The 19,024-nt window shown below is 48.1% G+C and carries 13 protein-coding genes; 8 read left to right on the forward strand and 5 right to left on the reverse strand.

All coding sequences use genetic code 11. The features are described 5' to 3' along the window. Positions 1 to 32: 32 nt before the first annotated feature. Entirely contained in the window at positions 33 to 626 is a 594-nt protein-coding gene (locus Q4A84_RS04635) for a hypothetical protein (RefSeq protein ID WP_303087757.1), read from the reverse strand. Positions 627 to 810: 184 nt separating this feature from the next. Between Q4A84_RS04635 and purL the strand changes: the two genes are divergently transcribed. From purL to Q4A84_RS04650, 3 genes are all read left to right on the forward strand, one after another. Then, entirely contained in the window at positions 811 to 4,782 is a 3,972-nt protein-coding gene (gene purL, locus Q4A84_RS04640; protein ID WP_303087758.1) for a phosphoribosylformylglycinamidine synthase, read from the forward strand. Positions 4,783 to 4,907: 125 nt separating this feature from the next. After that, a complete protein-coding gene (locus Q4A84_RS04645; protein ID WP_303087759.1) occupies positions 4,908 to 7,154 on the forward strand; it encodes a DNA internalization-related competence protein ComEC/Rec2 in 2,247 nt (748 codons plus the stop codon). A gap of 186 nt (positions 7,155 to 7,340) precedes the next feature. After that, the gene (locus Q4A84_RS04650) at positions 7,341 to 10,475 is read left to right on the forward strand and encodes an Ig-like domain-containing protein (protein WP_303087760.1); all 3,135 of its coding nucleotides are present in this window, start codon (positions 7,341 to 7,343) and stop codon (positions 10,473 to 10,475) included. 80 nt (positions 10,476 to 10,555) lie between these two features. On the opposite strand, the gene Q4A84_RS04655 is transcribed toward Q4A84_RS04650, so the two are convergent. From Q4A84_RS04655 to Q4A84_RS04670, 4 genes are all read right to left on the reverse strand, one after another. Beyond that, complete coding sequence (locus Q4A84_RS04655; protein ID WP_303087761.1) at positions 10,556 to 11,311, reverse strand: TatD family hydrolase; 756 nt, start codon at positions 11,309 to 11,311, stop codon at positions 10,556 to 10,558. Positions 11,312 to 11,369: 58 nt separating this feature from the next. Then, positions 11,370 to 12,668, reverse strand: a complete 1,299-nt coding sequence (locus Q4A84_RS04660; protein ID WP_303087762.1) for an adenylosuccinate synthase — start codon at positions 12,666 to 12,668, stop codon at positions 11,370 to 11,372. 23 nt (positions 12,669 to 12,691) lie between these two features. Then, on the reverse strand, positions 12,692 to 13,834 hold the full coding sequence (locus tag Q4A84_RS04665) for an ATP phosphoribosyltransferase regulatory subunit (RefSeq protein WP_303087763.1): 1,143 nt from the start codon (positions 13,832 to 13,834) through the stop codon (positions 12,692 to 12,694). Positions 13,835 to 14,118: 284 nt separating this feature from the next. Then, on the reverse strand, positions 14,119 to 15,291 hold the full coding sequence (locus tag Q4A84_RS04670; protein WP_303087764.1) for an alpha-hydroxy acid oxidase: 1,173 nt from the start codon (positions 15,289 to 15,291) through the stop codon (positions 14,119 to 14,121). Positions 15,292 to 15,601: 310 nt separating this feature from the next. On the opposite strand from Q4A84_RS04670, the gene iscR reads away from it, so the two are divergent. From iscR to iscA, 5 genes are all read left to right on the forward strand, one after another. Next, positions 15,602 to 16,063 (forward strand): Fe-S cluster assembly transcriptional regulator IscR, encoded by a 462-nt coding sequence (iscR, locus tag Q4A84_RS04675; protein WP_303087765.1) that lies wholly within the window; start codon positions 15,602 to 15,604, stop codon positions 16,061 to 16,063. 70 nt (positions 16,064 to 16,133) lie between these two features. Continuing rightward, on the forward strand, positions 16,134 to 17,348 hold the full coding sequence (locus tag Q4A84_RS04680; RefSeq protein WP_303087766.1) for an IscS subfamily cysteine desulfurase: 1,215 nt from the start codon (positions 16,134 to 16,136) through the stop codon (positions 17,346 to 17,348). 57 nt (positions 17,349 to 17,405) lie between these two features. Further along, the gene (locus tag Q4A84_RS04685) at positions 17,406 to 18,164 is read left to right on the forward strand and encodes a DUF695 domain-containing protein (RefSeq protein ID WP_303087767.1); all 759 of its coding nucleotides are present in this window, start codon (positions 17,406 to 17,408) and stop codon (positions 18,162 to 18,164) included. A 45-nt stretch (positions 18,165 to 18,209) separates the two neighbouring features. Continuing rightward, positions 18,210 to 18,596: a Fe-S cluster assembly scaffold IscU gene (gene iscU / locus Q4A84_RS04690; RefSeq protein ID WP_303087768.1), complete on the forward strand. Its 387-nt coding sequence runs from the start codon at positions 18,210 to 18,212 to the stop codon at positions 18,594 to 18,596. A gap of 44 nt (positions 18,597 to 18,640) precedes the next feature. Beyond that, on the forward strand, positions 18,641 to 18,964 hold the full coding sequence (gene iscA / locus Q4A84_RS04695) for an iron-sulfur cluster assembly protein IscA (protein ID WP_303087775.1): 324 nt from the start codon (positions 18,641 to 18,643) through the stop codon (positions 18,962 to 18,964). The last annotated feature ends 60 nt before the right edge of the window (positions 18,965 to 19,024 follow it).

Consider the following 19,024-nt stretch of genomic DNA (forward strand, 5'->3'; position numbering starts at 1 on the left):
AAAGAAACCACTTATTCAACAGTTACAAACGCCTACATTTCATTACTTCTCTTCATTCTGCGAAGATTCAGTTTTTCAACGATAAAAACATAAAGTCGAACCAGCAATAACAGGAAAAACGCAGTAAAAAATACTTGGCGCAAATAAACCGGCAGCAAATGCCAGCCGCCGGCATGCCGCTCTACCATCGCGGCCTGTTCATCAACCATATTCTGCGACAAACGCTGCGCCACCCGCTCACCGGTCTGCTTATCCTCAAACGCCGCAAAAAGCAGCACATTACCCTCGTCGACAGTCAAATATTCCAAATCCGCCTTCAACGCCTTCGAATTCCCTGCCCCGTCATGCCGGTTTTCATAACCGGACAACACACGGCAAAACGGATGGTTATCGGTACAGAAAAACACCTTATCCGCGCCGTCAATCCGCGCCACGAATCCGGCACCCGTTTCATTCAACGCCACCAACGCACCGTATGCCTTTTTTACCTTCGCACCGTGCCAGTCGACTTGTCGTTCGGCATACATACCAACCACCGCCGTCAGAATACCACCCAACAGCAGCCACAAAAGTAATCGGGAAATCCGATGCTTCTGCGCGCCCAACCACCGATTCACACCATCCATATTGATGCCCCGCCCCGTCTCTCGTTTTTCAGACAAGCATTATGACACAGCCGCCGCAACACCAAAACAAGCACCAACCCGGCTGCAATTTTCCAAGCGGGAAACACGTTTTCAACGTATAATTCCGAGCGCTGTTATCCACATAACATTCCCTCCCGTTTTCCAAAATAGCGAAGAGAAACCCATGTCTGCCGTCCTCTCCCTGCGCGGTACACGCGCCCTATCCGATTTCCGTATTGAAAAACTCCTGCAACGTGCCGCCGCCTGCGGTTTACCGGAAGCGCGGCTTACAAGCGAATTCTGGTATTTCGCCAGCAGCCCTAACCGATTAAACGCCGAAACCGTGCAAAAGCTGCAAGCCCTACTGGAAGCAGAAAGCATTGATAACATGCCCGAACCCAATGACGGACGGCACTTATTTCTCATCACGCCCCGCCTCGGCACCATCTCGCCGTGGGCCTCCAAAGCCACCGACATCGCCCACAATTGCGGCTTACAAGAAATAGAACGCATCGAACGCGGCACGGCCGTATGGCTTGAAGGCTCGCTAAACGAAAACCAAAAGCAGCAATGGGCAGCCCTGTTGCACGACCGCATGACCGAATCGGTTCTGCCCGATTTTCAAGCGGCGGAAAAACTATTCATCCACCCCGAAGCACAAACCTTTGCCAGCGTTGACATTCTAAACGGCGGCAAAGCAGCCTTGGAAACAGCAAACAAATCCATGGGCTTGGCGCTCTCTCCCGACGAAATCGACTACCTCGTCGAAAACTACCAAATCTTAAAACGCAACCCCACCGACGTAGAACTGATGATGTTCGCCCAAGCCAACAGCGAGCATTGCCGCCACAAAATTTTCAATGCCGACTTCATATTAAACGGCGAAGCACAAGCGAAGTCCCTGTTCGGCATGATTCGCGACACCCACCAAGCCAGCCCGGAAGGTACGGTCGTCGCTTACAAAGACAACTCTTCGGTTATCGAAGGCGCAGAAATCGAACGCTTCTACCCCGAGGCAGACGACCATGCTTACCGTTTCCACTCTGAAAACACCCATATCATAATGAAAGTGGAAACCCACAACCACCCTACGGCCATCGCCCCGTTTGCCGGCGCGGCCACCGGTGCGGGCGGCGAAATTCGCGACGAAGGCGCGACCGGACGTGGTTCACGGCCCAAAGCAGGCCTAACCGGGTTTACCGTTTCCAATCTTAATTTGCCCGATGCTCCTCAGCCTTGGGAAAAACCTTACGGCAAGCCGAGCCACATCGCTTCCGCACTCGACATCATGATTGAAGGCCCCATCGGCGGCGCTTCATTCAACAACGAATTCGGCCGCCCCAACCTGCTCGGTTATTTCCGAACTTTTGAAGCCGAATTCGACGGGCAAATGCGCGGTTATCACAAACCGATTATGATTGCCGGCGGCTTGGGCAACATCCAAGCGCAGCAAACCCATAAAAACCGAATCCCCGAAGGCGCCCTGTTAATCCAATTGGGCGGCCCCGGCATGCTCATCGGCCTAGGCGGCGGCGCGGCCTCTTCCATGGATACCGGCAGCAATGCCGCCGATCTGGATTTCAACTCCGTGCAACGCGGCAACCCTGAAATCGAACGGCGTGCTCAGGAAGTCATCGACCGCTGCTGGCAGCTGGGCAGCGGCAATCCGATTATTGCCATTCACGACGTCGGCGCAGGCGGCCTCTCCAATGCCTTTCCGGAATTAGTTAACGACGCCGAGCGCGGCGCCGTATTTAAGCTGCGCGAAGTGCCGCTGGAAGAACACGGCCTCAGCCCGATGCAAATTTGGTGTAACGAAGCACAAGAGCGTTATGTTTTATCCATTTTGCCCGAGCATCTGGAGATTTTCCGCAATATCTGCGAGCGCGAGCGCTGCCCGTTTGCCGTTGTCGGCACCGCTACCGACGACGGCCATCTGCAAGTACGCGATGATTTGTTTGACAACCATCCGGTCGACTTGCCGCTGAACGTACTTTTGGGGAAACCGCCCAAAACCACGCGCAGCGACAGCACAATCAGCCAATCTGAAAAACCGTTTGATGCAGGGCGTTACAATTTGCGCGAATCCGCTTACTGCGTGCTCAGCTTGCCCGCAGTGGCCGCCAAAAACTTTCTGATTACCATCGGCGACCGCAGCGTCGGTGGCTTAACTCATCGCGACCAAATGGTCGGCCGCTGGCAAACACCCGTTGCCGATTGCGCCGTAACCCTGATGGGGTTTAACACGCATAAGGGCGAAGCCATGAGTATGGGCGAAAAACCCGCGCTGGCTCTGTTCGACGCACCGGCTTCCGGCCGAATGTGTATCGGCGAAGCCATTACCAATATTGCCGCCGCCAATATCGGCAAAATCGGCAATATCAAATTGTCGGCCAACTGGATGGCGGCTTGCGGCACCGCGGGCGAAGATGAAAAACTGTATCGCACGGTTGAAGCCGTATCCGAAACCTGCCAGCAGCTCGGCATAAGTATTCCTGTCGGCAAAGACAGCTTATCCATGAAAACCGTGTGGCAGGAAAATAATCAGCAAAAATCGGTAACGTCGCCTTTATCGCTGATTATTTCTGCCTTCGCGCCCGTGCAAGACACACGCAAAACCGTTACGCCCGAGCTGAAAAATATCCCTAACACCACCATCGCCATGATTGACTTTGGATTTGGCAAGGCACGAATGGGCGGTTCAGCGCTAAGCCAGGTATATAACGACTTAGGGGGTGAAGCACCTGATTTGGATAATATCGATTTGCTTTGTAACTTCTACACCGTTATCCAAAATTTAGTAGATCAAGGGAAATTACTGGCCTACCACGACCGTAGCGACGGCGGCCTGTTTGTTACACTGGCCGAAATGGCATTTGCCGGCCGCGTCGGTTTGCGGGTTAATATCTCGCCGTTGGCGCAGAACTATAAAGGCGCTGATTTGAAGAACAATCTTACTGAAGAGAAATCGGTTGACGCTATCAACCGCATCCTATTCAACGAAGAATTGGGCGCAGTATTTCAAATTCGCAACGAAGATATTCATGATGTTACCGCCTATTTTGAAGAGGCCGGTTTTGGCGGCGCATTGCTGCCGATTGCGAATATTGCTGATGACGGCAACTTTACCATTTGCGATGCAGAATCACTGGACGAAGCACCGAAAAACGCTCAGGAAGCTTTGATTTTCCAAGAAAGCATGTTGGACTTGCAGCAAACTTGGCAACAAACCAGTTACCAAATCCAGCGTCTGCGCGACAATCCTGCTTGCGCAGATAGTGAGTTTTCTTTGCTGGCCGATAATCAGCGCAGCGCCCTGTTCGCCGATCTCAAATTCGATATAAAAGAAGACATCGCCGCGCCGTTTATCAAAAGCGGTGCGAGGCCGAACATGGCGATTTTGCGCGAACAAGGCGTCAACGGCCATGTCGAAATGGCCGCTGCGTTTACCCGTGCCGGTTTCAACGCCATTGATGTTCATATGTCCGACCTGATGGCCGGCCGCGTCAAGCTGGCCGATATGCACATGCTCGCGGCCTGCGGCGGGTTCAGCTACGGCGATGTACTCGGGGCCGGCGAAGGCTGGGCGAAATCCATTTTGTTCCACTCACAATTGCGCGATCAGTTTGCCGCTTTTTTCCAACGCAGCGACACACTCGCCCTCGGCGTGTGCAACGGTTGCCAGATGATGAGCAATCTTGCCGAAATCATTCCCGGCAGCGAAGGCTGGCCGCAATTCAAGCGCAATGAAAGCGAACAGTTTGAAGCTCGTTTAAGCATGGTACATATCCCAAAATCGCCCTCGTTGATTCTGGCTGAAATGCAGGGCAGCAGCCTGCCGGTTGTTATCAGCCATGGCGAGGGTCGCGCCGACTTCACACGCCACAACGGACAACGTTCAGACAGGCTTTCGCCTGCGCTGCATTATGTAGACGGCCTCAACCAGATTACAGAAAGCTACCCGCTCAACCCGAACGGTTCGCCGCAAGGTATCGCCGGCGTTACCAGCGCAGACGGCCGAGTTACCATCATGATGCCGCATCCCGAGCGCGTATACCGTACCGCGCAAATGAGCTGGGCACCTGATGAATGGCAAGACAGCGAACTTTCCGGTTGGTATCGTTTATTTGCCGGAGCGCGTAAAGCATTGGGTTAGGCGCTTAAACAGTTTAGCAACAAATGCCTGTCTGAAAATATTTCAGACAGGCATTTATGTTTAATGATTATTATCTTCGTGATATTATTCATCGCCGCATTCAAGCAAATCAAAAAAGGGAAAATGTGCGCTTCATCGAACGTTGCCTGCCCGCATGGGTCATCGGGATTGCCACTTCTTTTTCGCTGCCTATGCTTCCCCCTTGGCCGGCAACGGCACTTATCGGCACGTTTTTATTGGCCTTTGCTGCTGTCAAACGAAATCATACAGCAACATTATTACTGGTAACGCTAGTCGGCATGGTTTACGGCATATGGCGAACCGAAGCCGTTTTGGCGAATCAATGGCCGACAGACAAAGCGGAAGCCGTTTTCCTAACGATAAAGGTTGCCGATTTGCCTCAACGCGATGACAAACGTACCCGCTTTGAAGCAGAAGCCACGGATGAAACAGGCAAAACCAGGCATATACAATTTTCGGATTACGGGTTGAACGACTGGCCGGTAGGCAGCGTTTGGCGGGTTAAAGCCCGGCTGAAAGCCCCGATAGGAGAAGTCAACCTGCGCGGCTTCGACCGTGAAGCATGGGCCTTATCCCATGGCTTAAACGGCACGGGCACAATAGGTAAAGGGCGCGAATTTATCCGACAAGATCAAGCCGTGTGGTTGTTGAAGCTGCGTTCAAAAATCAGCACCAATTGGCAAAACGTTACGGGATTTGAAAATGGAACGGCACTGATGCGTGCCTTGAGCATCGGCGAGCAAAACGCCCTGCCGGATGAAGCTTGGTCAACCTTCAGGCCGTTGGGAATTACCCATCTGGTCAGCATTTCCGGCCTGCATGTGAGCATGGTGGGTTTGATGGCGGCGCTTCTAATGCGGCAAGTGTTGCGTCGGCTGCCCTATTCATTTCGTCGGCCTCGTTCCGTTATGCTGCTGACCGGCGTGTCGGCAGCATTTTTGTATTCGCTATTGGCCGGCTTCAATGTACCGACACAGCGCACAGTGCTGATGCTGGCTGCATTTGCATGGTGTTGGCATGCGAAATGGGGGCGGTCTGCTTGGTTTGCTTGGTGGACGGCCTTAGCCAGCGTTTTGTTTTTTGACCCGACGGCTGTGTTGGGAGTAGGCACCTGGTTGTCGTTCGGATTGGTGGCGGCTTTATTATGGGTAGGCTCTTGGCGTTTGGAAGAAAAAGGGCGCGAACTATTCTGGCGCTCCGAATATGCCATGCTGCTGGTCTCTATAGTCGCACTGGGCTGGCTATTTTCCGCTTTACCCGTTGTCAGCCCATTGGTCAATCTATTGGCGGTGCCTTGGTTTTCATGGGTTTTGGTTCCGCTGGCACTAATGGCTTCTGCATTCCCTTTTCTTCCCGTCCAAACACTGGCGGCTGCGGCGGGAGAATATACGATGCAGGCCTTATTTTGGATGGGTAAATATGCCCCGGAATGTGGCATTGCCGCGCCACCTATTTCATTATTGATAGTAGCAATCGCCGCGGCGATGCTGGCTTTATTACCACGCGGTTTGGGTTTGCGCCCGTTGGCCTTTCTGATTTTAATAGGGTTTATGGCATACCGCCCCAAGGTTATTCCGCCCGAGCAGCTCAAAATAATGGTATGGGATGTCGGCCAAGGCTTGGCAGTCAGCTTCCATACTTATTCCAAGTCTTTGTTATTTGACACCGGCACAGCTGCAGCAGCGCAAACCCAGCTGGTTCCGAATTTACGGGCGATCGGCGTAAACAAACTCGATGCCTTAGTGCTTTCCCATCATGATAACGATCATGACGGCGGTGCCTCTGTTATCCGGGAAACCTTCTCTCCGCAAACCGTATGGGCAGGGCAACCGCAGTTTTACCAGAATGTGCACTCTTGTCGTGCAGAAAAAACATGGGAATGGGACGGCGTGCGATTTGAATTACTAGGCCTGTCTGAAAACCCGACGGTCAATGACAATGGCCAAAGCTGCGTTTTACGGGTAGTTGCCGCACAAAAAGCCGTATTGATAACAGGCGATTTAGACAAACGGGGCGAACAGGGCTTGCTTGGCCGTTACGGAGAAGATTTATACAGCCATGTGCTGGTGCTCGGCCATCACGGGAGCAACAGCGCCTCATCCGGTGCATTTCTCAACACCGTTTCACCACAATATGGAATAGCATCCAGCGGTTTTGCCAATGCCTATAAACACCCGTCTGCCGAAGTGCGTTCCCGCCTGCATGCACACGGTATCCGATTGCTGCGTACAGACAGGCAAGGCGCGCTACTCATTAAATTTGCGCAAGATGAGGAAATGTTGCAAGACGATTCGACAACATGGCGGCCTTATTGGCATAGAAAGCCTTTTAGCGAGAATAAGGAAAACTAGATATTTTTATTATTTAATAAATATATATATTTGAAATTTTTTACTTGTATAAGTAAATATTTTTTACAAACAAATGGATTAAACATATAGGGAGTCAGTATGATGATGGCCAGTTGTAATAGCCACACTTTCGATATGAAATATCTTTTTTGCATCAATTACTTTAAATAAAACGGAAAATTACAAATGAATAAATACCAATTAAAAGTTAATCGTGCGGATAACAGTTCGGAAGAAGTTTATACCGATACCAAATCACCCACACAAATAGAAGCACAAAACGGCGAAACCTTTACTCTATACGACGAACAAGGCAATCTTGTTGAAACACTTTCCCATAAGGAAGGCAATGATTTAATACTCTCTACACCCAAAGACAATTTGCCGGTAGCAAAAATCAAAGATTATTACCAATACCATACGGATTTCGTGAATGGAGAAACTGCCGTCATGCCGCTGGATCGCCAACCAATATTGGCCAGTGAAGTAGGAATCGGCACGAAAACCGCCATAGGCGCCGGCGTATTGCTTGGCATTGGCGCGATAGCTGCTGCTGCAAGTGGAAGCGGTAGCAATGGTAATGGAAAAGCTAACAAAGTCACATTGAAGCTGGATAACATCACAACAGATAATGCTTTAAACGTAACTGAAGCAAAATCAGCCGTAACGGTTAGCGGCACTGCACAAGGTGCAGCTCAAGGCGATATGGTACAAATTAGCGTTAACGGTAACCACTACCAAGCTAAAGTAGCCGCCGATAAAACCTTCAGCGTGCACGTTGCCGCTTCCGATTTAATTAATGATTCCAAACAAACAATTAGTGCAGGCATTGAAGGGAAAGCAGACACGATCAATCATAGCTACGGGGTGCAGAATGAGCTGGTTGCTAAAATTGATTTAAACGATATCACAGGGCGACACGATGTTATCAGCCTGATTGGCGAAGACAATACGGTTACAATTAGCGGGAAAGTCTCTGCGACCAATCAAACTTTGCAACAATATCTCCATAACGGCCTCATTAGTGGCTTCGAGATGAACACCGGCGATCAAGTCTATCATGTAACAGTCAACCAATCAGACGGCTCTTTCAGCTTCAAAGCCAATATCGACGACTTAGCCAAAGCAGCCGATAATCCGCTTTCTTTCGTTTACAACACAAACTCAATCGAATTTGTACAACAAGACGGTACACAATACAATTTGCATTACGGCATACCGCTAGATGCCAACCTCTCCGAAGTACAAATCATTTTTGATGATAATTCCGTATTGAATACGCTGTCTGATAATACAAGCGATCTGTTAGAAACTGAAATCACTGGCAATGTTAGCGGCAATGCTAAAGTAGGCGACTCCGTCGTAGTTACGGTTAACGGCACGCCTTATCAAACAACTGTGAAAAGCGGAAATACATTTGAAGTTAAAGTAAAAAACAGCGATTTGTATTCAGATGCCGATCATACGATTGAAGCCGTACTGACGACTAAAAATCATGCAGGCCAAACCATCAGCGTGTCCGACACCGACAATTACGCCGTAAAACAGACACCTGACGGTCAGAATCAAGGAGAAGCCGGCAATCGGGAATTACCGTATTTCATTAAGTCGCTGGCTGACGGCAGTTTTATCGAAAAAGGTTTGCCTTTCGGCTATTTGAACAATTCTTTCAACTGGCAAGGCCCCGGTCATTCTTTGATTGCCACATATGCCTTTGCTCCTGCCAGCAACACTGATCGTTACGGTAGCAAGCTCAATGGCGGCATGGCGTTCAGTGAGCAGCAGAAAACTGATATCCGCGCCTTGCTGAACGTCTATTCCAAATATGCCGATATTTCATTAATTGAAACTGCCAACTCCAAATCGGCCAACCTGGTGTTGTATCGCGATGATCTGACTTCCACGGAACAAATACCGGGCGATTCATCCGATACATTAGGTTACGCTTATCCTGGCAGCGATGTACATTTGTCAACAAAATGGTTTACTACCGATGACGCCTTCAGCTTTTACAGCGCTTCCATTACCGTATTGCACGAAGTCTTACACAGCTTCGGCTTCGCCCATCCTTTTAACGAAGACAGCAGCCAAAACCCAAATAGCAAGGCCAGCTTGAATAAAAGCGCGGATCTAAGTTCGTATGAAGATGAAACCAGCTATACCGTTATGTCTTACACATCCAAAGATGTCGTAGCTACCAAAGATTTGCGCATCTTCGATTTAGCAGCGCTACATTATAATTTCGGTGTCAATCCGAACCAGCGCAGCGGTAACGACATCTATACCTTCTCGAAGTTCAGCCCCAGCAGCAGCGACGGCAGCGTATATATCTGGGATGGCGGCGGTACGGATACATTCGATGCTTCCGGCGCAGCCAAAGGCGTAACGGTTAGCTTGGTACCCGGTTCATGGAACTACATAGGCGAAAAAAGCCAATATTTCTTACATCAAGGTTACGAGCAGGTTAACTACAGCACTTTATTCGGCACCGGAAACAGCCCGATCTGGTCAGTGGCTGACCAAGAATATGTGGAAACGACATCAAAACATATCTATACCGAAGGCCAATCGTTTATCGGCTATGGCACTCAAATTGAGAACCTTATCGGCTCCGACCATAACGATATGTTAACCGGCAACAGTGCCGATAATCTGATTGAAGGCGGTGCCGGCAACGACACCATTAGTGGGGGTGCCGGTAACGACACGCTTGATGGCGGAACAGGTAACGATACGCTGGCCGGCGGAACGGGTAACGATGTATATTATGTCGATAGTGGGCAAGATCGTATCATCGAGTCGTCGGGCGGAGGTAATGATAGCGTGTACAGCACCGTTGACTACGCACTGGCCGCACATATCGAAAACCTGACATTATTGGGTCAAACTGCCATCCGAGGCACAGGCAACGATTTGAACAACCGGATTTCCGGCAATAGCGCCGACAATATTTTAAATGGTGGCGCAGGTGATGACATTATTATCGGCGGTAAAGGCAGCGATACATTAACCGGCGGCGCAGGTTCGGATACGTTTATATTCAACCATGTATTAGACGGTTCGGTCGATACCATCACGGATTTTCAGACAGGCATCGACAAAATCGGCCTGAGCAGCGTCGTCTTCGGCATTCAGCACATTACTGACAATATGCTTGCCTTCGGCATGAGCAACGAGACTTCCGCCACCCGCTTTGTATACGACAAAGGCACACTGTATTACGATGCCGACGGCTCCGGCCATCAATCGGATGCCATCGCATTTGCCAAACTCAGCTTGGAAAATGAAAAATCGGCTCAAAATGTATTTACCTTAGCGTAATAACATAAGCTTGATTAAAAATGCCTGTCTGAAAACCGATTATAAGGTTTTCAGACAGGCATTTTATTCATGAAGCCGTTTCAAAAAGCCAATATTTCATCTACATTTTTTTCGGTTTGCGCTGACAAAACACCCAGCGAAATACCTCGCAATGCCGCCACCTCTTCCGCAATACGACGCGTATTGGCCGGCGTGTTGATTTGATTGTGCAACATAAAAGGGCTATCGGTTTCCAACACGATAGCATCCAAAGGCAATTCCATAGCCGCGCGGCGAGCTTTCTTGGCCGCCGGATTCAACATCAGCGAACCGATACCGATTTTAAAGCCGAGCTTAATCAGCTCATATGCTTCCTCAAGGCTACCTGAAAACGCATGCGCAAAGCCGCCGCAGGAAAAACGGCTGCACTTAATAATGTGGATTAAATCATTTCCGGCACGAACATTATGCAAAATAACAGGACGCCGAAAAGCCTGTGCCAAATCAAGTTGCCGGGTAAATAAGCGTTTTTGCTGATCGATGACAGCCGAATCACCCTTTTTACCATAATAATCCAAACCGATCTCACCCACTAAAGCACGAGGATTTTGATCCAACAAAGTCTCAAGAGTAACCAAACCATCGGCATCGGCACCATCAACAAACCACGGATGAAAACCAAATGCGCAATAAACCGCAGAAGATTGCAACTCAATCAAAATCGGCCAATCCTTATCAGATGCCGAAGGCGCAATAAAACGGCTTATTCCTTCATCATTAGCCTGCCGTAAAACAACCGGTAATTGATGATATAAAGAAGAATCGGCCAGATGGGCGTGGGTATCAGTTAATATCATAAATGTAAAAAGGCGCCTAGAAGCGCCTTATTTTAAAAGCAGATGGAAATCAATCGGCCTAAGCAAACGGATGTTGAAGCAAAATCGTTTCTTCGCGGTCAGGGCCCGTAGAAATAATGGCAATCGGCGCGCCGCATACCTCTTCGATACGCTTCAGATAAGCCTTCGCATTTTCAGGCAATTTATCGTATTCTTTGACCCCGAAAGTAGAATCCTGCCAGCCCGGCATGGTTTCGTAAATCGGCTCGCAAGCAGCCACCGCTTCGGCGCCAAAAGGCAGAATATCAGTATCCTTGCCATCAGGCAAACGGTAACCGACACAAAGCTTGATTTCTTCTATTCCGTCCATCACATCCAGTTTGGTAATACACATACCGGTAATACCATTGATTTGAATAGAGCGTTTCAAAGCAGCCGCGTCAAACCAACCGCAACGACGGGCGCGCCCTGTAACAGAGCCAAACTCATGTCCCCGCTCAGCCAGACCTTTACCCACTTCATCAAATAATTCGGTTGGAAAAGGACCCGATCCTACGCGCGTGGTATAAGCCTTTACAATGCCCAATACATAATTAAGCATTTGAGGAGGCACACCTGCTCCAGGGGCGGCCGCTCCGGCCGAGCAGTTGGAAGAAGTAACAAAAGGATAAGTGCCGTAATCGATATCCAGCAACGTGCCTTGAGCACCTTCAAATAACAGATTTTCCCCTTTTTGATTTTTTTCATACAAAGTTCGGGACACATCCGTAATCATCGGAAGAATACGGTCTTTAAAACCGTGTATCGTTTGCATAATCGCTTCAAAACTAACCGGCTCTACACGATGCAAATGTTGCAATTGCACGTTATACAATTCGACATTGGCTTTGATTTTTTCAGCAACTTGGTCAATATTGAATAAATCAACCGCACGGATGGCGCGACGCGCTACTTTGTCTTCATAAGCCGGCCCGATACCCCGGCCGGTCGTACCGATTTTTCCAGAACCGCGCGATGCCTCGCGAGCTTGATCCAACGCAATATGGTAAGGCAGAATCAACGGACAAGTCGGCGCTATTTTCAAACGCCCTTCAATGTTTTTCACACCGGCGGCCTGCAATTCATCAATTTCCGCCAATAACGCTTCCGGGCTGACTACCACGCCGGAGCCGATAAAACAATCTAGATTTTCATGCAGAATGCCACTCGGAATCAGGCGCAAGATGGTTTTTTTACCGCCCACCACCAAGGTGTGGCCGGCATTGTGTCCTCCTTGAAAACGAACAACACCACTAGCTTGCTCTGCCAGCCAGTCTACGATTTTACCTTTTCCTTCATCTCCCCACTGGGAACCGATGACTACTACGTTTTTAGCCATTTTCAGATAACCTATAAATTAAATTATTGAATTTCCCACACGCCGTTACGTTCGACCAAACGGCGACTTAAGGAAGATGTGTTGTTGGATTCAATGCCGTAATCAATAATCACGCTTTCGCCCTGTTCCCGTAATTGCTCAACGGTTTCACGGGCAGCCTCGAGGTCTTGATAAGATACGGCAATCGTGGATCTACGCGGCTCCGTTGCATTGACTGCAAACTGGCGCAAATCAAAACTGAATCCGGTGGCCGGCCTGTTACGGCCAAAATATTTCCCTAATCCATCATAGCGGCCACCACGGGCAAGGGCGTCATGGTTTCCGTTGCCGTATGCGGCATACAGCAAACCGGTATGGTAATTATCGACTCTCAGCTCGGATAAATCGATATGCACCAACTGTTCGGGGAAGGCCTGACAAACTGCTTCCAGCTGGTTCAAAGCCTCACTGATAGCAGACAAATCGGGGAGGCGGTTTCTGGCTTCTTGGATGATTTCCCTACCACCGTAAAGAGACGGCAGCAAAGCAAAAGCTTTTGCCCACATACCATCCAGTTTCCATTCTTGCGCCAGCTGTTTTACCGCATCGGCATCTTTGTTTTGCATCAAAGCAAGCAGTTGCTCAGATTGAGCCGCGTTTAATTCTACTGCATGCGCCAAGGTTCGGAAAACACCGATATGACCTAAAGATAGCAGAATGTCTCCTGCATAGCCAACAGCCAAGCTTTTTAGCATAAGCTCAATGATTTCAATGTCGGCTTCCACGCCTTCATAACCATATAGCTCGGCACCGGTTTGAAAAGGCTCTCGCGTATTCAAGAAACCTTCCGGCTTCGCGTGAAGCACGGAGCCGGAATAGCATAAACGGTTAATACCCTGATTTGCCGATAGCAAATGTGCATCAATACGTGCAACTTGAGGGGTAATATCCGCCCGAATGCCTAATTGTCGACCACTGATTTGATCGACGACCTGTATGGTTTTCAAAGACAAGCCACTATCAATATGAGTAAGCAAAGAATCGCTGTATTCCATCAGCGGAGGGTGAACCAATTCATATCCGTAAGAACGGAAAAGCGCCAACAACCTTTCTTTCTTACTTTCAAGATGACGCGCCCGCTCGGGCAGAATGTCGGCGATGTGTTCGGGAAGCTGCCAAGACTGCATATTTGAGAAATCTCTATCTTGGATGGCAGAGAAACGGCAAACAACCGCCCTCTTCCAGTGAATGTTTAAAATCAGACTTTAACACAAAAGCGCTCTTTTTTGCAGCTTATGTTTTTACAGCGCAACAGTTATGCCAAACAATGACTATTAAGCAAAAACATACTGCCTTCAATTTCAAACCCACACCATAATCTCATGCATTATCACTCCGACCATATCAAAACAAAGTAGCATAAAAATGCCTGTCTGAACATTTTCAGACAGGCATTTTAAATATAACCAATTTATTTAGTCGGCAGAGGATAGGTTCCCGGAATCAAAATATCTTTATTGACATCATGAATATCACGGTGGCCGGTAAACGCCATGGAAATATCCATTTCTTTATACAGAATTTCCAACACGCGGGTCACGCCTTCTTCACCATAGGCACCCAGCCCGTAAAGGAACGCCCTGCCAATCATAGTGCCGCGCGCGCCCAACGCCCAAGCTTTGAGAACATCCTGTCCGCTACGGATACCGCTATCCAGCCACACTTCAATATCGCTGCCCACTGCACTTACCACATCCGGCAACGCTTTGATAGTAGAAACAGTATCATCAAGCTGACGACCGCCATGATTGGATACCACAAGAGAATCAGCCCCGCTTTTCACTGCCATTTCGGCATCTTCCGCAGTCATAATACCTTTAATGATCAGCTTGCCGCCCCATAAATCTTTGATACGGGCCACGTCGTCCCAACTTAATCGAGGGTCGAATTGCTCGGAAGTCCAAGAAGAAAGTGATGATAAATCGCCCACATTTTTTGCGTGCCCAACAATATTTCTGAACGTGCGACGTTCCGTATTGAGCATTTTCATGCACCATTCAGGCTTGGTTGCCAGATTAATCATATTAGTAATGGTCGGTTTCGGAGGAGCCGACAAGCCATTTTTAATATCTTTATGACGTTGACCCAAAACCTGCAAGTCAGCCGTTAAAATCAATGCGGAACATTTAGCCGCTTGCGCACGCTTGATCAGGTTTTCCATAAATTCACGATCGCGCATCACATAAAGCTGAAACCAAAAAGGGGCGCTGGTATTTTCGGCAACATCCTCAATCGAGCAAATCGACATGGTGGATAAAGAAAACGGAATACCAAATTTTTCAGCCGCACGAGCCGCCAAAATTTCACCGTCGGCATGTTGCATACCTGTAAAACCGGTTGGCGCAATGGCAACCGGCATTTTAACGTCTTGGCCAATCATTTTCGTTGCCAAGCTGCGGCCTTCCATATCCACCAATACACGTTGACTGAATTTAATATCTTGAAAATCGCTGGTATTTTCCCGATAAGTTCTCTCCGACCAAGAACCTGAATCGGCATAGTCATAAAACATTTTCGGCACCTTGCGCTTGGCTACGCGGCGCAGGTCTTCGATGCAGGTCATTTTGCTCAAATCACGTTTCATCTTTAAATTACCTTAGATGTGTTAATGTCATAATAAAATTGTTTTTCGGCTTTATATTCATCCGTTCAAAATATATTGCGCGAGAATAGGCCGTAGTAAAAATAAAATTCTTTTTATTCTATACTAAGAAAAAGAATATTCCAATTGCTTTTTGCAAACCTTCTTTTTAAGATAATGATTTGCAGATTTAAAAAATCAATTCAAAAATACCGAAATGGCAATGACCAACTCCTCAATACTTGACTGATTCACTCAGATATTAGAGAATCCGACAAAATAAGACAAAACGATATATCAAGAGTAATACTAAATGCGACTCACTACAAAAGGCCGTTTCGCCGTAACCGCCATGCTGGATCTGGCCATGCATGCCGACGAAGGCGCGGTAAAGCTTAATGCCATCAGCGAGCGACAAAATATATCTTTGTCCTATCTTGAACAATTATTCAGCAAATTAAGACGGGCTCAGTTAGTTGAAAGCATCCGCGGCCCGGGCGGAGGTTACATACTCTCAGCCGATGCCGACAAAATCAACATCGCCCAGATTATCTCCGCCGCGGAAGACAGCTTAGATGCCACCCAATGCAGTGGAAAAGCGAATTGCCACAATGGTACGCCCTGCATTACCCACCATTTGTGGGAAGCGCTCAACGAAACCATCGACCAGTACTTATGCAGCGTTACCTTACAAAGCATTTTGGATCATCATCTGGCCATAGCAGAAAATCAGCACCAAAAAATTATTAAATTCCCGCATCTTCGCTTCAAATAACATCATGAGCGTGATATTTGACTAAATAAAGCACATACCATCTGAAATTTAAAAAGAAAGAACGACTACCATGACCATCAAAACCCCGATCTACCTTGATTATGCTGCCACCACACCCGTGGATCCCCGCGTAGTTGAGAAAATGATTCCTTACCTTACCGAGCAATTCGGCAACCCTGCTTCCAACAGCCACAGCTTCGGCTGGGTGGCGGAAGAAGCCGTAGAAAACGCCCGCACCGAAATCGCCAAACTGATTAATGCCGACGCAAAAGAAATTGTATTTACCAGCGGCGCTACAGAATCCGACAACTTGGCAATCAAAGGGGCTGCCCAATTCTATAAAAGCAGAGGTAAGCATCTGATTACTGTAAAAACCGAGCACAAGGCAGTACTTGATACCATGCGTGAATTGGAGCGCCAAGGTTTTGAAGTAACGTATCTCGGGGTGCAGGAAAACGGACTAATTGATTTGGAAGAGCTCAAAGCGGCCATTCGCCCGGATACCATTCTGATTTCCGTTATGTGGGTCAACAATGAAATCGGCGTGATTCAAGATATTCCTGCCATTGGTGAGATTTGCCGTGAAAAGAAAATTGTTTTCCATGTCGATGCCGCTCAGGCCGCAGGCAAAACACCTATTGACGTAGAAGCGGCCAAAGTCGATTTGATGAGTCTTTCCGCCCACAAAATATACGGCCCCAAAGGCATCGGTGCTTTATACGTTCGCCGCAAACCCCGCGTACGTCTTGAAGCTCAGATGCACGGCGGCGGACACGAGCGTGGATTCCGAAGCGGCACCTTACCTACCCATCAAATCGTAGGCATGGGAGAAGCTTTCCGTTTGGCACGCGAGGAACTGGAAAAAGATGCGGCTCATGCCTTAAAGCTACGCAAAATCTTTTTAGACGGCATCGAAGGCATCGAGGAAGTCTATATCAACGGCGATCTGACTCACCGCGTTCCAACCAACCTTAACGTCAGTTTCAACTTCGTCGAAGGGGAAAGCCTGATTATGGCTGTAAAAGAATTGGCCGTTTCCAGCGGTTCTGCTTGTACTTCAGCCAGTTTGGAACCCTCTTATGTTTTACGGGCACTCGGACGCAACGATGAATTGGCGCACAGTTCTTTGCGCATTACTTTCGGCCGAATGACAACCGAAGAAGAAGTGGCATTTACAGCCGAACTGATTAAATCAAAAATTGGCAAATTGCGCGAACTCTCTCCCTTGTGGGAAATGTTTAAAGACGGTATCGACTTAGGCACGGTGGAGTGGGCAGAACATTAATATGTCATTATAGTTTATAATAAAAACAATATATGGATATTTCGGAAAAGGCGCATTATGGGTAATCAAAAATTATGTTATTGTTACACGGCCATGTTCCCCGACGGAAATCCATGTATTATTCGGGCTCGAACGGATTTAGCAGATTCGGCTCCTTTGGCAGACAAACCGATTTTATGCAGTGTTGTTCTCGGCTATTACGGCGAAAAAAACGGTTTGCCTACTATCGAAGAAGCCCACGCCTTGGAAATTTTCGTAGAAAAAATCATTGAGCATGCCGAGTCTCGCCAAAGCGGCGAATGGGTGGGCTCAATTACTTCAAACAATCGGAGAATTGTTTTTTTCTACACGGATAATGCCGATTTTTTCCATAAAACCAACGCCGCTTATTTAAACAGCCTGTCTGAAAAACCGTTTTCAATAGGCGGGGATGCAGAAAGCGATCCTCAATGGCTGCTCTACCGCAACACATTGTTGCCCAACAGAGAAATACAGGCTTACGAACGCAATGCCCCTATGATTGAAGCGCTGCGCAATTACGGTGACAATCTGATTGAGTTAAGGCCCATTCATCATTATGCGTATTTCGACACCTTAGCCGATGCCCAAGCATTTGCCGGAGCTGCGAAAGAGATGGGCAAATACCTGAACGACATTAACCAGTCGCAAGACGAAACTGAAGTATATAAAGTAACGTTAACCCATGTGGATTCGATAGATCCGGAACGCATGGCAAAACTCTCGGCAAAATTTGAAACTCTGGCCGAGCAGTATCACGGAGAATATGACGATTGGGAAGCTTTGCTTGTCAACTAAACCCAATGCTTTAAAACATACCACATCAAGAAAAGGAACAATACTATGGCATACAGCGATAAAGTGATTGATCACTACGAAAACCCCAGAAACGTGGGCTCTTTCGACAAAAACGACGAATCCGTGGGCACAGGAATGGTAGGTGCACCCGCCTGCGGCGACGTGATGAAACTACAAATCAAGGTTAATGAAAATGGCATTATCGAAGACGCCAAATTCAAAACTTACGGCTGCGGTTCTGCCATCGCCTCTTCCAGCCTGATTACCGAGTGGGTCAAAGGCAAAAGTTTGGATGATGCTCTGGCAATCAAAAACAGCGAAATTGCCGAAGAATTGGAGCTGCCTCCGGTGAAAGTACACTGCTCAATCCTTGCCGAAGATGCCATCAAAGCCGCTATTGCCGATTACAAAAAGAAACGCGACACCCAGTAAAAGCATAAAAAGACTTAATTTAATTTGTAAAGATAAGGATTTATATAATGATTACAGTAACTCAAAATGCTGCCAATCATATCCAAAACTTTCTAACCAAACGCGGGAAAGGCGAAGGTATCCGTTTAGGCGTTAAAACCAGTGGCTGTTCGGGTATGGCTTACACCTTGGAATTTGTAGACGAAATTCTACCCGAAGATTTGGTTTTTGAAGGACACGGAGTCAAAGTGTTTGTCGACCCGAAAAGCCATGTTTACCTTGACGGTACTGAATTGGATTACACCAAAGAAGGTTTGCAGGAAGGTTTCAAATTTGCCAATCCAAATGTGAAAGACGAATGCGGATGCGGCGAAAGCTTCCATGTTTAAAAAATAAAGGGGCTGTCCTAGATAACTAGGGAAATTCAAATTTAAGTTAGAATTATCCCT

It is taken from the genome of Neisseria sp. (genome assembly GCF_030527965.1).
In the GTDB taxonomy this organism is placed as follows: Bacteria; Pseudomonadota; Gammaproteobacteria; order Burkholderiales; family Neisseriaceae; genus Neisseria.